Consider the following 19,705-nt stretch of genomic DNA (forward strand, 5'->3'; position numbering starts at 1 on the left):
TCTACTACGTTAACGGTTACTGTTGTACTTGAGCTATTTCCTGATGCATCTGTTGCCGTTACTGTTACTTGAATTTCTCCCGCCTTACTTGTATCGTAATCTCCCACTGTTACAACTGGATTTGGATCTTTATTATCACTTACTTCTACTAAATCTCCTGCATTTAAGCTATCTCCTACATGCACTGTCACACCTTGCTTCGCTGTGATTATTGGTGCTTCTGCATCTTTTTCCTCTTCTTTTTCTACTACGTTAACGGTTACTGTTGTACTTGAGCTATTTCCTGATGCATCTGTTGCCGTTACTGTTACTTGAATTTCCTCTGCATTACTTGTATCATACGCACCTACTGTCACTACTGGATTTGGATTTTTATTATCTTTTACTTCTACTAAATCGTCTGCACTTAGACCATCACCGACATATACTTTCACACCTTGTTTTGCTGTAATTACTGGTGCCACTGTATCTTTTTCAGGTTTCTCTGGTTTTGTTGTACCACCATCGTTACCATCGCCGCCTGTTGGTGGTTTTGTATCTCCTCCGCCATTATTACCATCGCCGCTTGTTGGCTGTTTTGTATCTCCTCCGCCACTAGAGTCTCCAGAAGCTGGTGGCTTTTTATCATTATTAATTGGGGGTATTGAATTATTTGCACTAGCAACTCCATCATTGATATTTAGATCGCCACCAAATACAAAGTTCTTACTGTCCTTATTATCCGAGACAGAAGGATTGTTTGTTGCTGATGCTATTGAAGTATTTAAATCTGAAAAACGATTATTTGATTTATCACTGTCAATAACTGATGCTAGATTTCTATCTGAATTTATAGCCGCGGTCGCAATTGAATCCGTTAAATCATCAAATTTCTTTTTGTTTTTGTTATTTTCAATGATTCCAGATAAATTTTGATCTGAGCTACGTTTTGCATTATCAATGATTTCATCGAAATCATTAGCATTTAAATTCTCAGTTGTTTCATCCTTACTTTCATCTTTCTTCTTTTCTTTTTCAGTATCCTTTTTCTTTTTAGATACTGATGCTGTTTTGGTGCTCTTTTTTTCCGAAGAAAACAGCGAGCAGCCTGAAACTACCCCAACACTTAGGGTAGTAGCAGTAGTAGCAAATAAAACTTTCTTAAAAATTTCCGAATAATCTAATGGCACAATCTATTCCTCCCCATTACTTAACCTGCACTAATAGTTGCTACAGAGGTAGCAGAACTATTGGGTGCAGAATTATTAATTTTTTCAAGTAAATCTTTATTTCCAACTTTCTGAGCAAACTTTTTAGCTTCCTCAGATTTATTTAATTTTAAATAACTATTAACAATAATTCCTTCTCTTCTGCCATCTAGTGGCACTTGATCTCTTAATTTGATAACTTCTTCATGTTTGTTATCTAACGCGGCAATTTCAAAATTAATTAGTAGATTTTTAGTTTTAAGTTCTTTTACCTTTTTCAAGTTATCTACAGCTATATAATATGAAACTACTGATTCTGCAAAATCTTGCTCTAAGTCAATAGCCTTTTGTGCTTTACCGCTTAAAAGATAAGTAAATAAAACTGCCTTTTTATCATCTTTTCCTAACTTTTTATAATCCACTTTATCAAATTCCAAGGCAGCATCTTGATATTTTTGAATTGCAGATAATCTTAATCCATTTATTAAATTCACATTAACTTCTAACCTATTTACATTATTTACAGATGCAGCCTGTGAATTCTTCAAATTGCTAAAGGCAAAACCTGCTAATATTAATAAAACAATCGATGCGATTCCTATAATAGCGTACTTATATTTTTTCATATTATTTAAGATTCCTTTTTTATCGAATACTACTTTCTCTTCTTGTTTAAATCTAGTTTCATTTGACGGATTTGTTTCTTTATTTAAATTGACTTCCTCACTTTCTGGTTCTCTTTTGGCTATTACTATTTTTTGTCTCTTTTGTGCTTCTTCTATTTTCTTCTCTTCCTCTAATCTACGTTTTCTTACTTCTTCAAGTTTTTTCTCCTCTGTCTTACGACATGCTTCCAATTCTGCCTGTTTTCTTGCTTCTTCCTCTACTTTTCTACGTGCTTCCGTTTCTGCCTGTTTTCTTGCTTCTTTCTCTGCTTTCCGTCGTGCTTCTACTTCTGCCGGTTTCTTTGCTTCTTCCTCTGCTTTCCGTCGCGCTTCCACTTCTGCTTGTTTCCTTGCTTCTTCCTCTACTTTCCGTCGTGCTTCCACTTCTGCCTGTTTCCTTGCTTCTTCCTCTGCTTTCCGTCGTGCTTCCACTTCTGCCTGTTTCCTTGCTTCTTCCTCTGCTTTTCTACGTGCTTCTGCTTCTGCCTGTTTCCTTGCTTCTTCTTTCGCTTTCCTACGTGTTTCTTCTATTTTAAATTCACTTTCAGAAGTGCCTGACTGTTTTTGAATTGTTGTAATCCAATCAAGAGCCGGATTATTATTTGAAACCTCATTTTTAGGTGTACATAAATTTACACTTTCTTCGCTTTGTTTCAGTGGTTGTTCTAAATGCTCTTGCTGAAATTGCTCACTTACTTGATCCTTATGGAAATCCCCATATTGTTCTTCTTCCTCTGCTAGTAATCGTTCCCGTCGTTCTTTTTCTTGTCTAATCCTTTCTTTAATTACGTTTCTTTTTCTATTATTTTGCATATAACAACAATGGCCTCCTTTCTATTGGTACCTCATAAATGAGAGTAATTAAATTATTTATCCTTCATAATTAATCATGAGATATTTCTTTAGAAAAACTAAGGGAAAAAAGATAATATTATTTTTTTAAGCATGATATATAAAAAGAAGGATAAACAGGTAGCACCCATTTATCCTTCTTTTTTATTTTGCATCTATTAAGGTTATAATATATGTTATACCCTTAATACATCACTTTGTGTCCACCTTTTAGATACAAAAAAACCTCATAGTCTCGTATTATTACAAAATTAAATAACAATTTTGTAATTCACGTTACTCGAGGGGCAAAATTTTGTGAAATAGTTATTAAAAAATACAATACGCTCGTTACACTGTATATTCTAATAAATACGAATATATAATTTCACGCCATATTAAGTTCATCCATTACTTTCAACTTTGCATGTAATAGATTAAAAATTTCATCTTTATAGTCGCATTTCTTCAATCTATTAATCGCTTCATCTTTTAATTGTGATACCCTTTCAGTTGTAATCATAAGTGCTTTTGCAATTTCTTTATGCAAATGAATTTCACCATCTAGTAGACCAAAACATAGATTTAGTACCATCTTTTGCTTCGGATTTAATACTTCATCAAATATTATCCATATCTCGTAATTCAAGTCCTCCATTATCATCTCATTTGTGGAGGGAATTGCTGAATTATCATTACAGAATGAGTTCAATATACCTATATCTTCATTTATTGTATCTATATCTAAAGTCATAGTAGTAACCCGATTATAATATACGTTGTGTCGAACTACCTTTTCTCTAGTTACATCTAACTCTTTTACTACTTCTTCAACTGTAGGGATTCTGTTGTGCATTTGTAAATATTTATCTTCGATTTCAACATATTTCACATTAAATTGATTCACATAGTTAGGGATTTTAAAAGGCCCAGATTTTTTTTTACATATAAATCCTAACATACTCTTTTTTATCCAACAGTAAGCGTATGTAGAAAAACAATAACCTAAATCAGGATCAAAATCCTCAATTGCTCGCAACATTCCCTCATTACCTTCTTGAACCAAATCATCAAATTCTATTTCTGGGTGCTTCTTTTTATATTTTCTTGCAATAGATAGTACTAGGCCTATATTTACATGGAACAAATATTCACGTAGATCCTTTTCACCATGTTTGTACCTTCGAAATAAATTTAAACTCTCTTGCTTTGACAGTACTTTATAATTCCAAATCTCCTTGACTTCAAAATTTTCATCCTCAGGTTTAACCAGCGGCCCAATACTTCTTGCAGTAGTACCTAAATTTATAGTTCTTGTTAGTGATTCGTCTCGATTTAAACTGCTATATGATTGATTCATACATATTCCTCCTTTCTGTTTTTTAGCGAAGTGTTTCTAAAAATATTTTTGTCTCTTCTTGTAAACTGTTTATTAAATTGCAATCCTTTGCACATGTATTAGCAACTTCTTTACGTGATTTCGTCTTTTTTAACTCATTATATATATCGCATCCTTTACAGATGCTGCTGATGCTTTCCATTATTTCTAACTGTTTTTTTCTTTCATATAAAAACTGTTCTTTTGATTTCTTCCTATCAACTTTTCTCCCCATTTGATTCACCTCGTATAAATGAATAGAATTTAGCAATTAAAGACTACTATTGATACTACATAGATACGAAACTTCCCCATTAGATTTATTCCAAAATTCCCCTATATATAATATATATACGATTACAAAAAATGTAAAATTAATTATTAGAAAAATCTTAAAACTTAAAGGTATCTATTTCGTCATTATCTTCTTATAGTGGTGTTACATATTTTTATATAAATCTACTTTAATACTTTACTTAAATATCAAAAAGAATTTCTATTTTTTAATATTCATTCAAAACTTAATAATGCTATCCTTTCATTGACAAGTTAGTTTCCTCTTTGAACAATAGCGTTTATCTCACTTTCTCTATTGCTGGAATATAATCGTTTAACAGTAAATCATCTAGCCCCTTTCCAAGATTAATATCCCAACTTGCATAATTAATACTTATTCCTTCTTGATAAAGCGTTTGCGCACATTCTAATAACGACCGCTGAACATCTGAATTTGTAATCATATCCATATCTAAAGCGAACGTTGCCTGTTTAACTCTCATTTTTTTTAATGGTTCAATTAATATTTTCCATACTTTAACCCCAGGTATTGATACGACTGTGGTACCATACATCAATTTTTCTTCATTTGTTAGTAGCTCGTCTAAGTTTTCTGCAGCAATATCAGACTTTAGACCCCCTTCTGAAATCCATACATTATCCTTTTTTATTAATTCTCCACGTTCCCAATTTTTCAGCTCTCGATTAGGTACTGCTACATGTATTGGCAATGGGTTCCCAACTCCTGTTCCATGAAATCTCCCACCTGAGCTGATCCAAATATATTTACTTTCTAACTTTAATTGTACTTCACCTAATTTTTCACCCTCATAATTAATTTCATACCATTCTTTAACATCGACTTTATCTTTAAATATAGACTCTATCTTCCCATTGATTTTATAGGTCACCTCTATAGTATTGGGTTGCTCTATAACTTCTGCCTTAAAGCTTGGTTTATGATTTTTTACAACTGTCATATACTCAGGATCATCAATTCTACATTGAAAACCGCATATCTGATTATATATATTTCTCTGCGGTATTAATAAAGAATCTCTCCTACCTGCAAACGTGAAATATCTTCCATCCTTCGTTTCTTTTGCATAAAATCCTGGAATTCCAACAATATAGCTTGTTTTCCCTCCTACTTTTTTTATTAACTCTTTCGTAGTATCCCAAGGTTTAATAGGAAAACTTTTGTAATTTCTAACATTTATTACTTCCCTTGTAATCCTACGTTTTGATCCCCTTAACATTTTAATATGTTCATCTCGCATGTCTAAAGATTCTAAGAATAAAGTGTAAATAATATCAAGGGTGTAATCATTTTTCTTCCTATGTTCTTTAATCATCTGATCTTGAGAAAAGTCATATCCCCTTTTTTGATCTTCAGCTACTATATGCAAATAGCCTGCTTCCCCGAATACTGTTTCTGATGAAATTCGTCCACATATTATTTTGGTTTCAGAATCATTAACCATGCACCATCCTTGCTTACCACATATAGGGCATGTTGTTCTATAATATTCAAACCATCTCTCATTACTCCCCTTATTCATGCTTCTCACTGGTCTTAATATTCTACTTGCTGCTAACTTTTCAATTGACATAACATCTCTCCTTTTCCCTTAATCAAATAAAAAAGCCCTTTGGAATACGGAGGTTAAATACCACACAAACGTGTAATTTAATCCGTAACCCGAAGGGCTTCATGTAATCACTAGAAAATAAAAAAATTTACGTTTTATAATAAGAATATACTAAAAATTATAAATTTAATCTAGAGGTTAATTATAATATTCTTCACTTAATCAATAATCTTCTAAATATTATTAAACCCCACAGTATAATTATACATGGGCCTCTCACTATTTAACTCCTTTTGGACCTTTTGAAGCGAGAACTTCTTCAGAATCAGATACTATTTTAGCAATCTATATTTACCAAGCTATAAGGATACCCGTTATTTACGGTTCACTAATGTTTCTCTGCTGAATTTTTTTGATACAGTATATATAACCTACTAATCAATTAATTGCACTATTAAGCGCATTCTTGTTAACCATAATCAATCCCTTGTAAACAATTATCATAACTTTATATTTTGTCCAAAATTAATTATTCCTACTTTTTAAAAATTTAGACCAAGGACTATAAAACAATCATATAATTATCAACCTCATGTTGATATCAACAGAAAATCAATATATCTTACCCATGTTTGACATTGACATATCAAACGAGATTAACATGTCAACTGAATCGCACCAACTTAAATGCTAGTATCTATCAATTAACATTAACATAACATTAACAAGCAGACGCTTATCAAAAATGTTTGTGCCTATCAAAACTTCAAGATCTATATTAGTTGAACATTAGCCTATTGCAACGGATTGTATAGAAGTATGTTAATTAATAAACTAGCATTGAAAATGTTTCAATGCTAGTAATATATACAAAAGAAACAACACGAAACTATCAATCTCATGTTGATACCAATGGGAAGATAACTGATTTTTAATCTCTCATTTGTTATTAACATGTTAACTGAGATTAACATGTTAAGTGATTGTTTTCTCTTGTTATCAATATCATTCTGATTAATATTGACATAACATTAACAAATCAGTGTCAAAAAGAAGGAATGTTTATAACTTTCGAGATTTCAAAATCTATATTGGCTGAAATTTTTCTTCTGTGGTAGTTTTCTTGAAGCGAATCTAGTAACGATCTGTCCTAAAAAATGTTTCGACACTATCAAAACATAGTTAAAGATTTAATCGAGTAATAAATGCTGACAGCAATTCAATGATTTTTACCCATTATTTATCATTTACATATAGTTAAAAAACAGCACATATAAAGGAATACAGTTTGTATTGTTGATTTCATATCAACAATTCGGATTAAACATTGATATAACATTGACAATTAAGTAGTTGAAATACGCATAAATACAGGTCTCGAGTCTTCGAGATCTATATTTATTATAAATTTACCTACCACCACAGTTTTCCCTTCATTTATCATTGATATATAATCTGAGATTGACATGTTGAGTGCTTGTTTTCTTTTGTTATCAATATCATTCTGATTAATATTGACATAACATTAACAAATCAGTGTCAAAAAGAAGGAATGTTTATAACTTTCGAGATTTCAAAATCTATATTGATGAAAATTTTCTGCTGTGGCGGTTTGCTCGAAGCGAATCTAGTAATGATATATCCAAGAAGATGTTTTCACACTATCAAAAAATAGTTGAAATTTAATCGCAATAATAAATGACGACAGCAATTCAATGGGTTTCACACCTTGTTTATCATTGATATATAATCTAAAATTCAAACATAGAGAGAAATGCTCTTTTATTGTTAATGTCATATTAACAATTTGTATTTAACATCGATATGACATTAACAATTAGATAGTTGAAATGGTCATAGAAGCGACTTTCGTTTTTTTCAAGATCCGCATTAGTTAAAAATTTATCTACCACCACAGATTTCTATTAAAAAAAGAAAACACCCTAAAAGAACTCTAATTGTAGCTAGAAACCAACAAGAACTCCATACAATTGATAGTTTCTTATTAGTAACACACAAAAATTAATAGTTTTCTCTTCATTTATCATTGATATATAACCTGAGATTAACATGTTGATAGGGCTAGTTATCAATTAATGATAGCATCATATCAACTATCCCCAATACGTATTAACATGACATTAACAATTATTAATTCTAAAGTTGAGAATATACATACAAATAGAGTTTTAAGTTCTACATTTATTAAAAGGCTTTTTTCTATAGCGAAATCCACTGGATAAACCGGGGAAGATATCCTTCTTGAAAGCATTTTGATAGTGGCTAAAAACAATAAATTGCTTTTTATTACTTCCGATTTAAAAGTAACAATTGTATGAATCAATTTTGATTATATAGAGATCACTTGTAAAGGGCGGTGCCCTCTAGAAAAAGCGAGTTTATATTAAACCGTATTAACACTAATTCAATAACCTATAATAACCTTCATGTGCATTCTAAAGACCTGCTGAAACTAATTAACTATACAGTTCTTAGCTTTATACTACCAAGTATCTTAAATAATAATAAATATAGGCCTTTATTTATTATTAGTATTGGCTTTTCGCTTTACATTTATACATACTTTTTAGCTTTTAAGTCTTTAAGTTTAATACTATATCCTCATAATTTATTTACAAATCACTAATATTTTCTTATCATTAATATATTGTAGACTAATTTGTTAATTTCATAGCAACAATAATCATTAACAACTAACGAATTATTAACAAGATATTAACAATAGTTAATTCCAAACCCTTTATTTATCAACTTTATGTTAACAAGTGGCACTTTACATATTAATGATACATTTCATGTGAATGTTAATTAATAAAGGGATTCGGGTTTATATTATCGAAAAACACTTAACATGTTAATCTCACTTTATATGTTAATTCCATTTTATTGTGGCCATTATATTTCAAGGAGGTATAACGATGATTGAACAAGATAACAAAAATACAAATGAACATATGGAGTCAAATAATACAAACTCTAGTCATGAAGATGCTTTTGAAAAAGCTTGGCGAATAACAGAGTTTTCAAAACTAGTAGGCCGACATCATAACACTGTGTACAATTGGTTCAATACCCTAGAGGAAAAGGGGTTACACGGAACATTAAGAACCAATAATACAAATGAAAAGCTATATAACACACTGGATTTAGACATAGCTTTATTTATTAAGCTAAAGAGGGATGAAAAGTGGTCGCTAGATGCAATTATTGAGCTTTTACCACATCAATTCGAACTAAGACCAGTTTCTCCAGAAAATCAAACTAGTGAAGTCTCAACCCCATTAAACATGCAGGAAGCTGCAGCGACTATTGAGAAAATAGTAGAGCAAAAGATTCAAATGCATTTACAAAACATTGAATTAGAGTATCAAGGAAAGTTTGAAGATGCTATACGTGCGGTGCTACCTGAACCAGAAGACCCTGAAATGTTAAAAGAGCGCCAAAGACAAGAAAGACTAGATAATATGATAATTCAACATAGAGCACGTACAGAGTTAAGAAAACAAGCTGAAAGAGAGTGGAGTGCACAACCAGAAGAAACTCGTATTAAAAAAGTTGGCTGGTTTAAAAAAGAGGAAGATCTTGCAAGAAAACAACTTTTTATAGAAAACTATATTGATGAGAACATGATTGAATATATGAAAAGTGTAATGAAAACAGAAAAATAAGCCTGGAAAATCCCAGGCTTATTTTTTATTTTGATCCAAACATCTTATCTGGATCCATAAATGCTGCTAATTCTTCATCATTTTGCGCTTGTGGCTCTTCATTTTTAACTGGTTCTAATTCAAAGTAATCACCAAAGTTAATATTGAAATCATCATCAAAGTCTTGCGCTTCAATTGTATTAATTTGAGACTTTGTATATTGGATTTGGCTTTGTTTTTCTTTAAATTCATTATATTCTTCAACTAATCCTTTAGATAATCGTGATGGTAGTGCATCTGTCTTATAGAAAGTATACACGCTGCCCATAAAGTCATTTTTACTGACTAAATAACCATTAAAAACAGTTCCATTGATTGGTAGTTTATTTGTCACTTCTACTTTTGCATCATCCATAAATGAATCATCAATGTTCTTCTGTTCATCTAAAATTGCTAACATCCCAAAATGATGTACCTTTGATGCCTCTAAATCTCCATTTTCATTTGTCTTCATCAGGTCAATAGGGTGATGGAATGAACTTCCTTTCAATGATTCTGAGAACATATCTACAATTTCTTTACTGTTTTCAATTTGATTCATATTACGTGAAACCTTATTAATTACTAAACAGCCTGTTCTTTCTAGTAAAATTCGTTTAAAGTCCTGAGAATCTAGAATTACTGATGTTCCTGAACCATTTGCAGCTGTATTTAACTCATGAATAATATCTCCAATGCGTTGGTTTGCATAGTCTCGTGAGTTTCCAATGCCTTTTTTCTCATTTTCGTTTAATCCCTTAAACTCATCATAGAAGTGTTGGTTATCTGCAAATACAACAAATGCAACGCCTTTCGCTGGATCATTAGCTAACTTCCAAATTTCTTGTGAAAATTTATTCACCTGTCTTAGTACATCAGGCCCATCCGCTCTAACTGGAAGTGTAACTACAATACCCATTTTAATGAAATCTTTACGCTCAATAGCATTATTGAAAGCAATTCTTGCATACTTTTGTTGATTTTTTATTAATTCTTCTCTAGGAATTTTCATTGCCATACTTTTAAGTTCTTCAGCAATTACAGGTTTATTATGAAAAGCGGAGAATTCTTCAATTGCTTGAATAATTGTAGATGTACCTGTACCACCGCCTAAACCTGCAAAAAATAGTACTAATTCATCAGTTGGTCTAACACGTTCCGTTATAAATTCTTTTAGCTTATCTTTAGCTTCTTCATTAGATTCTAAAACCTTTACAGCACGCTCAGGATTCTTACCTAAACCACCTAATTTTAGTGAAACTTGGTTACTTTTCGGTACATTTTTCAGTTCAGCTAAATCCCCATCATTACTATTCAATGCTAGGCAATTATAAACTGCTGTACCGTCTGTATGCTTATACTCAGCAAACTTATCTACCATTCTAGTTCCAGCTTGACCAAAACCAACCATAGTCATTTTCACTGCTACTTCGTTTTTTAGAAAGTTTTTTGCCATTATTTTATCTCTCCCTTATTCTCATTACTTTTTTTACGTTTCCCTAATTCAACTAATACTTGTTGTCCCCTAATAGTTGAAATTAAAAACTTATACGGATGCATAATTTTTTCTGTTATTAATGACATTGAAGCTAAAGTAGCAACACTACCTTCTGCCGATCTTCTTGAAATGTTAGTTCTTTCAAGTTCTAACGAATAGGATTTACCTTTAGGTTTCTTTACTCTCCTATCAATAACAACACTTTCTACTATTTCATTTATTGAGATTCCTCTCATATACTTTGTCTCTTGGTATTGTTTGTTTACTTGAGATCCTATGTAATGAAATACATTGTAGAGTATTTCGTCTCCTTCAATAATGTCTGCAAACATTTCCACAACTTCTTCAGTGAATTTGTTTTGTTTATATTTTTCACTTAATACCTCGTTCAAGTTGTCCCCCCCTTAAAACGTTGGTTAATTATTCCTAAAAATATATTACATCATTGTAAGACGTATATCAAGTCATTATATATAAGCCTTATATTAAGTTGTTATATACAAGACTTATATAACATTTACAAAATGTAAAATCGAAACAATGTCCTATATATCAACGTCAAATATATAAGACGTACATGAAAGTCGTTCATATAAGCAGTAAATAAAACATGTTAATATCAGGTTTCATATAACTAACAATAACTATTAAACAATAAATATGAGTGCAATATTTATGTATATTTTTTCTGGAATTATAATTCCAATATATAATACTCCTAAAATAACGTACTATTATCAAGGTTATTTTATTTATACGTCTTATATATACAAACTACATATAAGACGTATAAATAAACACTTATTATTAAAGGTTTTATATGATTTTATATTAATTTCATATCAATAGAATATTACCATGAATTATTACACGTCCTATTTAAAGGACTTATATAAAAGACTTATCAATAAAATGTGTATTTAACCCTAAAAAAAAAGAGTAATACTTCTTAAGTATTACTCTTTTAACTATATAGTTTTATATAAAACACTTAGTTTATTAAACAGATTTTTATGATCCTGCTTCTTTTTTAATAACTCATTTTTCTGTTGGTTGTCCACAGAAAGGAAAGGGGATGTTAATGTCATGTTATATTTCGTTATTTCTTTTATTAATTCCGTAGTTATTTCTGAGATTTGCAGAAATAACACATAAAATTGTGATTCATTTTCATTCATTTGTTTTTCTCTGAAATTAAGTTCTACAAACTTGTCAGTATAACTTGTCAATTTCATATCAATATAATCACTATAACTCACATGTAAAGCCATAAAGCGATTAAACTCAGATAAACTAATTAATTTCTTTGTTAAACATAGATGTACTAAATAAATCTTGTATACAGCTTTAAATGAAATAATATATTTAGTTCCTTTTTTTATTAATTGGATGTATTCACCGTATCTGTTAATTAAATACCTTAATTCATTAGGTTTTAGTCTCAATATTCTACTAACTTGTGAAGTATTGTAGATTTTATAAGGATCTAGAGCAGCAAACTGTAATGGAATTATCTCATATTCGTTATTTAATGTGTTAGTTACCTTGTTATAAAAAAAGTCTGTTTCAAATTCACTTTGTATAATCTTTTTTATTAACCCATATTCTGTGTTCCAATTCCGCATTTTTTCACCCCTTAAATCAGATTGTAACATGCAAAATACGAAATATACAAAATTTTCATTTACTTTATTATAATTATTTACTTATTTCTTTTATGATGTGATTTTTCCTCCTAATAAACAGTTACATCCAAAAATTTTTAACATTCATTTCAATATTGAATTTCATCCATTCAAAAATATATTCACTCTGTATTTTATGTATTTTGAGGACTCTACACAGATATGACGTAATACATATGACGGACTCTATTTTTATCTTTTAGCTTCGTCACATGTCTTTTTATTTATGTCGAAGGATATATGACGAACTCTAATAGTAAATAGATCCTTATTACATTTGATTTTAATAACACATACATGAAGATGTATTATGTGTTTTTAAATCCAGAGTCTTGATGGATAACGAGTTGTTTTTTTGTAAATTTCAGTTAAAATATTTTTAAAACATTTTTATGTTCTCAAATGTTTTATTTACCCAATCAGTCTAGGTTGGCTTTTGGATAGTTGCAATCGATTTTATGCAAGTTTCCGTATTTTATTTCCATATCAGGGGAGTGTTTAAAATTGAAAAAATCATTTAATCATGCAGTTAAATATATCGTCGGAGAAAATGATCGTGGAGTTTATTTTAATCGTTCTGATATTTTTACAGTTTTATTTTTATATGAACAGCGAACAGTTTCTCAAATTCAATTACGTAAATTTTATGAATTGATAAGTGGGGGGCCTATAAGTCGCACTACTTTTTCTTCAAAGTTAACTAAATGGGCAAAAATGAAATTACTAAAAAAGGAAAATATAAGCGTGAGAAAAAAGCGAGGCTTTACACTGGATTTCGTTTCTGTCTCTTTAAAAGGAGCTGAAATATTATATAGATTAAAATTGATTTCTGATTGTAGTACTTCATTTGTTACTAAGAGGCAATATGAACACAATATAGCAATTACGCAATTTGTTTTAAATTTACTTAAAGCAGAATCAAACAATGTACATACTGGTGCAATTGTAGGTGGTAATGGAGATTATCTCTTTCCGCTAAGCCAAATCGTAAAGCAAAACTTGCATTTGCCCAACCTAATGTATTCCGATTCAAAAGATGTCTACTATTTATATGAAGATGAAGAATACCGTGAAGTTTTTCAGCCAGAACTTCAACCCGTTTCTTTCCTACCAGATCTGCCTCAACTTGTATATTCATTTCGTCCATCTAAAGAATTTTATCCTGACTCAAAGGGAAACCCATTACTAATTCCTGATTGGGTTATTACTTGTAACAATTCTATTATCAATATCGAAGTTGATACAGGATCGGAAAACATTCCGTTTTTAGAAAATAAATTAAAAAAATATCTCGATATCGCTGCTGCTAACCAATCTAAGCAATATTACGTGTTATTTTCTATTATTGATGACTCCTACCATACCATTTCTACTTACAAAAAACGGACCACACGTGTTACCAATTTAAAAAAAGCTTTTGGTAATATTCCACGTTTAAGTGTGTTAAACAACCTCAATGTTTACGTATGCAATATGGGTAGTTCTGCACTTGTAGTAAATAATATTCTTCAAGAAATTCGCGAAACTAATAGTTTAAGCAAAAGTCACCTAATCAAAAAAATCACTGAACGTTTAAGCATAAATTCTTCTTTCCCTTATTCGGTAGAGTGGATATCTAATAAAAATGAAATGCAAGCGAAAGGGGTTCAGCATTCTAAACTAGTTGAGCTAACAGATGACATTCTGGTATTACGAAAAAAAACATCTGATGAAGAAAAAAAATCTTTAGATTACTTACAAATAGTTTGTATATTAACAATACTTAAGGTAGGGGAGGTTAACACACACTTTAAATTACAACAATTATCAGGATTGTTGGCCATGCAAAATCAACACCGAACACTAAACCCAATTAAAATATTGGGGATATATGAAGCGGACGAATTAGAGCATGGGCAGCAGGCTATTTTTACTGATTTGTATCACAATTCCATAGCACCAGAGAATATATTATTGGCTACTTCTGCTGAATTGCTTAATTTCACCGCTGCTTTTTATTCTTTAAAAGAGAGGGTGAAACAAGAATTTGGAGAACGCAGTTCAAAAGAATGCTGAACTTAATAATACACCAGGTAATGGGGAGGATCCAAAAGCCGGGAGGAGCAAGAAAAATTCCTATACAGTTACAATCGATATTACAAAAAGCTGGAAATATCGTTTAGTAGCTCGCTCATCTTACTATGTTGTGACATTACTACTGCTGCTAGCTTGGTATTTTGCTTTCAGAGGAATATATAAATACGCTTCTTTCTGGTCAATACAAATGGGCGTTCCATTACCTACCTTAAGTATCTTCGGTAATCCGTTCGAAACTAATTATTACATTGAAACCTTTTTTAGCTTTTGGATTTTAATTTATACTTGGCAGCTTTCAACCAAGGTTAAGACTTATCAGGAGATAAAACGTAGATGGTTTATTTTCTCGATGATGTTAATCGGTATAGTTGCCCAGTTTTTATGGGCGTTTAGTGTTCCATTAGCTAAAATATTTATTCCATTCTTAAACTCGAAAGCTGGAGAGGTTTCACTAAATGACAAAGGATTAGAAAATACTATCCTTTCAAATTTCAGTAATATCATGCACCTTGTATTTGCTATACCTGTAATTATTATTATTCTCGTACTCTTATGGCTCTTTAAAATTTTTTATGAACATAAAAAGGAGCTTTTAGATGCATTCGGAAAATGGGAATACGTATTTAAAATACCTGGTTGGATGCTTTCCTTTTTGAATGAAGATCGTCAACGAAAACTTGCTACTTCATTACACAGATTTTTCACTGAAAAAAATCCATCAAAATTGCCAGAACCCGATATCTTTCTCGGTCCTAACAGTGCTACACGGGAAATGGCAGTAATACAGGGCAAGTCTTTAACACTTAATATAATGATTATCGGTAACATTGGTACAGGTAAATCAGCTGCACTAGGTTTACCAATTGCTAATCAAATTCTTGACTATATAGCTTCAATGATTAATAACTTTAAAACCTTATATGCAAGAAAAGATTATCATTCAGAGGATGTAAAAGGAACACAGGTCAATGGTCTTACCGTTATCGAGCCATCTAATGACTTCTGCGAAAAGGTATATAAATTGGTATTGGCACACAAGATTCCCGAAAGTGTTATTTTCTATTTAGATCCGACAAATCCTGATACCCCTTCAATAAATTTCGTACGTGGTCCAGTTGATAAAGTTGCTGAGATGTTATGTTCAGTATTAACGGGGCTCTCTGATAATGGAGCAGGAAATCCTTTCTTCGTTCAATCTGAGCGTTCCCATCTTAAACAACATATTTATTTGTTAAAACTCCATGATTCAAAATTTGAAGCTAGATTTGAACATCTAATTGATATGTACAATGATGCTAATCTCGTTTTTGAGATGCATCTCAAGTTAAAAGAACGACTTCCAAATGATATTGAATCTATACCTGATAGAGATGAGCGAAATCATTGGCGCATAATGAAGCAAGTTGATGAATGGTTTGATTTAAATTATGTACCTGAAATTTCTGGTGGTCGTGGGGGAGGGGAAGTTGTTTATCATACTGAAGGGAAATACTATGGGCAGCCAAAGATTATTGATAAACAAGAAACCTTTGTTCGCGGTTTACGAAATACATTAAATGATATTTCTGCTCAACCTCTGCTCCGACGTGTTTTATGTGGTCCATCGGATTTTGATTTTGAGAAGCACCTGGAATTTGGAGGTATCCTTTTAATCAATACAGCAAAAGGGGAACTTTCTGATCTATCTGATGTATTCGGTAAATTATGTTTATATGCCGTGCAGAATGCTGTTTTCCGTCGTAAGCCTAACGTATCTCCTTACCATCCTGTTTTAGTGGATGAGTTTGCGGATTACATTTATAAAGCCTTTAAAAGTTTTCCTGCACAATCACGTAAATATAAAGCACCTTTAATTGTTATTGCGCAAACAATTAGCCAATTAGCAATTGAACATGGCCCAAGATTCATGGATATCCTATTAGGTACATTTCGTAATAAACTTGTTTATGGTGATGTCACTAATGAAGATGCTAAATTGTTTAGTAAGCTTATGGGTACGAAAACAATTTATGAAGCACGTGAAGGTGATCAAGAAATTGATATGGTAACAGCTGAAACGAAAACTCAAAGTACACGTAGAACATCCTACTCTTATTCGAAAACAGAGGTACCCATTCTTTCTGAAAATGATATATTGATTCAAAAAGCATTCCAGTGTGCTGCTAAAATTGTAAAAGATAATGCTCCTCAAGGAGGAATACAAGTAAATGCAAACTTTGTTCCTGCCACTGAGTTTAAAACAGCTAAGATTCAAGTTGATGCAGAAGCAGCTGCTTATTGGCTAAAAGTACGTGAAGAGTCATTGAATACGGAAATTAAATATGATGATTATGTTACAGATACAGATGTTGATAGTGAAGAAACTGTAATTGAGGAATTGAGTACACCTAAAACAGTGCCTACTGCAATAGAAGGTTGGTTACAAACGTTAAATCCTGATACTTACGATTTTTATAATAATGAAGATAATACTGACAATGAAGGTGAGTTAACAAATAATAAGTCTGTGCAAGATTACTCAAGAAATTCTGCTCCTAAGCTAGAAAAGGTGGACACTACAACATCAATTGCTACTTCTAATACAACAGAACCCGCAAAAATTAATGAAGTAATCAATGTTCAAAAAGAAAATGTACCAGATACAAGTAAACATAGAGAACCTATTGAACTTAACAACAAAGCACCCGTTATTACTGAAACGCCAATAGAAGTTCCAAGGACGAAGCATACACCACAATATAGAGAGCCTGCTTACACATCGACTGTAACTCATAATCAGCAGGAGCAGGAAATTCAACGAACTGCAGAAATCAATGGTAAAAATACAACCTCTAACTTAACAATGCAATGGTTACAACAACAAATGGCTGCAACTGTATCTCAAGATGATGAAAACACCTTATCTTCTGATACAACAGAAGAAGGTTCTCGACTTAAAAATCGAAAAGTGGCAGAAGTAACTCCAGAAAGTGCAGCAATTAAGGATAAACTCAGTCAATATATCGAAGGTGACATTGATCATGAGTGATACACTAAGCATATAACGAATATTTCTACTGGTAAAAAGGTGTGGGTCGTAAACTCATACCTTTTTATCATGTCATATGTAACTTTCCCCAAGGAGGCCATTTCTTTATGCTAAAATTTAATTGAGTTTGTGAAGAAACAGAAAATGGATTAAATAATCAGGGGGAGGAAGGACATTGGAAATAGCCAAATTAAATTTGCCCATTGATAGTAAGCATTTTTTACTTAATCATCAAATTAAAGAAACTGAATTCGAATGTCTCAATGTTGATTTTTACACCTATTCTAATGGTTTTCTTTTAGATGTAGTAGAATGGACAAAACAAAATGATTTTTCTTTATCAATATTGGATAAAGAATTTACAGAAGCGTTTTTAGCGAGTTTAGAGAAGTTTAAACCATACCTTGTTATTGGGAGTAATATGGATTCAGGTAATCTAATTACTATCTACCAGCCCACAGGAGAAATATATGAGCTAGAACATGAAATTACGGAAAGAGTAGAAAGATATTTTGTCAATTCTTCTATAGAGAAAATGTACTGCTGCTTCAATTATTTTAAAAAGTGTTGGATTCAACTATTAGGGAAAGAACACTACAAAAGTCATAATCTAATAAACACTTTTTATGAATTAAAGAAAAAATTAGTGGAGTTTGATACTAACATATTAATAAATGATGATGACTACAATAGACAATTTTGGAATTGTTTATATCACGGCAATCTAAACTTTCTTTTGGAAAAATCAGACGAACACATAGAATAGCAAATATTAAGGCAAGATTACTTCTGTCTTTTTTATCTTCCTTTGAGTTTCAGTGTGTGTGATAATTAAATCGAAAGGTCGTGGAAGAATGAAGATAGCGGTGATACAAGCAAGTACACAAACTAGCAAAAATAAATTAATTTTTGAAGAGACAAAAAGGGCTGTGGCAAAGCATGGATATGAAGTGTTCAATTTCGGTGTTACAGCTGAAGAGTCCGAGTTAAGCTATATCCAAGTGTCATTAGCTGTTGGTCTACTTCTAAATTCAGGAGCAGTTGATTTTGTCGTCACTGGATGTAGTAGTGGTGCTGGTATGTCGATTGCCTGTAATGCACTTCCAAATGTCATTAGCGGTTATCTGCCAACTCCAACAGATGCGTTTCTATTCGGTAGGATAAATAACGGAAACTGTGCATCACTGCCACTTGGATTGAACTTCGGTTGGGCGGGTGAATTAAATCTTCGATTCACGCTTGAGAAACTATTTGAAGAACCGTTCAATACTGGGTATCCTACAGAATCCGCCGAACGAAAGAAACGTGATTCAGAACTTTTTAAAGCAATCAAAAGTTTTTCACATCATGACATTGTTCAGATTCTAAATCATCTAGATGTATCCGTTATTAATCCTGTTCTTCAAAAACAAGATTTAGTGGAATTCCTCTTACGAGATGGTACTAACACAGACATATCAAATTACCTTATCGAACAAATGAAGTATTAACACCATTGACCACTTGCGGATATGACCGCCATTCCATTTGTTTTGGAGTTCTTTTACACGTAAATACATAACCTTTAGTAAAGCGTTTTCTATCAGGAAAGCGCCTTTTTTCGTTATCTTACGGAAACTTGAATTGACACTTTAGTCAGCATTACACTCTTGTGAATGACAATAAAGTTGTTTAATTCACAACATAGTCATTTAAAAAATAATAAAGTTATTTAAAAACCTTTCTATCAAGCGGTCAAAAGGTATTTTCAACTTAGTACAGAACTATATCATAGTAGGTTGA

General features: G+C 31.6%; 13 protein-coding genes and 1 pseudogene. 5 read left to right on the forward strand and 9 right to left on the reverse strand.

Features of this window, described 5'->3' with window-relative positions; translation table 11 throughout:
- The 5 genes from JDS81_RS27995 to JDS81_RS28015 all read right to left on the reverse strand — a co-directional run.
- On the reverse strand, positions 1–1,169 hold a 1,169-nt coding region (locus JDS81_RS27995; RefSeq protein ID WP_199688659.1), incomplete at its 3' end, for an adhesin.
- Positions 1,170–1,189: 20 nt separating this feature from the next.
- Positions 1,190–2,665, reverse strand: a complete 1,476-nt coding sequence (locus JDS81_RS28000) for a cell envelope integrity TolA family protein (protein WP_097954914.1) — start codon at positions 2,663–2,665, stop codon at positions 1,190–1,192.
- 406 nt (positions 2,666–3,071) lie between these two features.
- Positions 3,072–4,043: a sigma-70 family RNA polymerase sigma factor gene (locus JDS81_RS28005; protein WP_097954915.1), complete on the reverse strand. Its 972-nt coding sequence runs from the start codon at positions 4,041–4,043 to the stop codon at positions 3,072–3,074.
- Positions 4,044–4,065: 22 nt separating this feature from the next.
- On the reverse strand, positions 4,066–4,296 hold the full coding sequence (locus JDS81_RS28010) for a hypothetical protein (RefSeq protein ID WP_000532869.1): 231 nt from the start codon (positions 4,294–4,296) through the stop codon (positions 4,066–4,068).
- Between the two features lie 340 nt (positions 4,297–4,636).
- Positions 4,637–5,950 (reverse strand): DUF3854 domain-containing protein, encoded by a 1,314-nt coding sequence (locus tag JDS81_RS28015; RefSeq protein ID WP_097954916.1) that lies wholly within the window; start codon positions 5,948–5,950, stop codon positions 4,637–4,639.
- Between the two features lie 2,918 nt (positions 5,951–8,868).
- Here JDS81_RS28015 and JDS81_RS28020 point away from each other — a divergent pair.
- Positions 8,869–9,618 carry a terminase gpP N-terminus-related DNA-binding protein gene (locus JDS81_RS28020; protein ID WP_000572413.1) on the forward strand — a complete coding sequence of 250 codons (750 nt, stop codon included), beginning with the start codon at positions 8,869–8,871 and terminating at the stop codon, positions 9,616–9,618.
- A gap of 25 nt (positions 9,619–9,643) precedes the next feature.
- Here JDS81_RS28020 and JDS81_RS28025 read toward each other — a convergent pair whose 3' ends face one another.
- The 3 genes from JDS81_RS28025 to JDS81_RS28035 form a co-directional block, all read right to left on the reverse strand.
- Positions 9,644–11,092: an FtsZ/tubulin family protein gene (locus JDS81_RS28025; RefSeq protein WP_001097026.1), complete on the reverse strand. Its 1,449-nt coding sequence runs from the start codon at positions 11,090–11,092 to the stop codon at positions 9,644–9,646.
- On the reverse strand, positions 11,092–11,526 hold the full coding sequence (locus JDS81_RS28030) for a hypothetical protein (protein WP_001006721.1): 435 nt from the start codon (positions 11,524–11,526) through the stop codon (positions 11,092–11,094). Before JDS81_RS28030 ends, JDS81_RS28025 begins: the two co-directional genes overlap by 1 nt.
- A 576-nt stretch (positions 11,527–12,102) precedes the next feature.
- A complete protein-coding gene (locus JDS81_RS28035; protein WP_097954918.1) occupies positions 12,103–12,789 on the reverse strand; it encodes a hypothetical protein in 687 nt (228 codons plus the stop codon).
- Between the two features lie 534 nt (positions 12,790–13,323).
- Here JDS81_RS28035 and JDS81_RS28040 point away from each other — a divergent pair.
- The 4 genes from JDS81_RS28040 to JDS81_RS28055 all read left to right on the forward strand — a co-directional run bounded on the left by JDS81_RS28040 (position 13,324) and on the right by JDS81_RS28055 (position 19,413).
- The gene (locus JDS81_RS28040; protein ID WP_097954919.1) at positions 13,324–14,874 is read left to right on the forward strand and encodes a replication-relaxation family protein; all 1,551 of its coding nucleotides are present in this window, start codon (positions 13,324–13,326) and stop codon (positions 14,872–14,874) included.
- Positions 14,846–17,923, forward strand: a complete 3,078-nt coding sequence (locus tag JDS81_RS28045; protein WP_097954920.1) for a type IV secretory system conjugative DNA transfer family protein — start codon at positions 14,846–14,848, stop codon at positions 17,921–17,923. Before JDS81_RS28040 ends, JDS81_RS28045 begins: the two co-directional genes overlap by 29 nt.
- 175 nt (positions 17,924–18,098) lie before the next feature.
- A complete protein-coding gene (locus JDS81_RS28050; protein WP_097954921.1) occupies positions 18,099–18,689 on the forward strand; it encodes a hypothetical protein in 591 nt (196 codons plus the stop codon).
- Between the two features lie 88 nt (positions 18,690–18,777).
- Positions 18,778–19,413: an RpiB/LacA/LacB family sugar-phosphate isomerase gene (locus JDS81_RS28055; RefSeq protein ID WP_097954922.1), complete on the forward strand. Its 636-nt coding sequence runs from the start codon at positions 18,778–18,780 to the stop codon at positions 19,411–19,413.
- Here JDS81_RS28055 and JDS81_RS31155 read toward each other — a convergent pair.
- Positions 19,381–19,554, reverse strand: a pseudogene (locus tag JDS81_RS31155) (IS256 family transposase); the annotation flags it as partial. The gene JDS81_RS28055 and the pseudogene JDS81_RS31155 sit on opposite strands and share 33 nt — an antisense overlap.
- Between the last annotated feature and the right edge of the window lie 151 nt (positions 19,555–19,705).

Source organism: Bacillus cereus group sp. N31, assembly GCF_016483245.1.
Lineage (GTDB): Bacteria > Bacillota > Bacilli > Bacillales > Bacillaceae_G > Bacillus_A > Bacillus_A toyonensis.

What these genes read in the sequence shown, in the direction of transcription:
- JDS81_RS28015 (WP_097954916.1), bottom strand. Translation starts at nt 5,950, where the DNA reads ATGTCAATTGAAAAGTTAGCAGCAAGTAGAATATTAAGACCAGTGAGA.
- JDS81_RS28005 (WP_097954915.1), bottom strand. Translation starts at nt 4,043, where the DNA reads ATGAATCAATCATATAGCAGTTTAAATCGAGACGAATCACTAACAAGA.
- JDS81_RS28010 (WP_000532869.1), bottom strand. Translation starts at nt 4,296, where the DNA reads ATGGGGAGAAAAGTTGATAGGAAGAAATCAAAAGAACAGTTTTTATAT.
- JDS81_RS28000 (WP_097954914.1), bottom strand. Translation starts at nt 2,665, where the DNA reads ATGCAAAATAATAGAAAAAGAAACGTAATTAAAGAAAGGATTAGACAA.
- JDS81_RS28055 (WP_097954922.1), top strand. Translation starts at nt 18,778, where the DNA reads ATGAAGATAGCGGTGATACAAGCAAGTACACAAACTAGCAAAAATAAA.
- JDS81_RS28025 (WP_001097026.1), bottom strand. Translation starts at nt 11,092, where the DNA reads ATGGCAAAAAACTTTCTAAAAAACGAAGTAGCAGTGAAAATGACTATG.
- JDS81_RS28020 (WP_000572413.1), top strand. Translation starts at nt 8,869, where the DNA reads ATGATTGAACAAGATAACAAAAATACAAATGAACATATGGAGTCAAAT.
- JDS81_RS28035 (WP_097954918.1), bottom strand. Translation starts at nt 12,789, where the DNA reads ATGTTACAATCTGATTTAAGGGGTGAAAAAATGCGGAATTGGAACACA.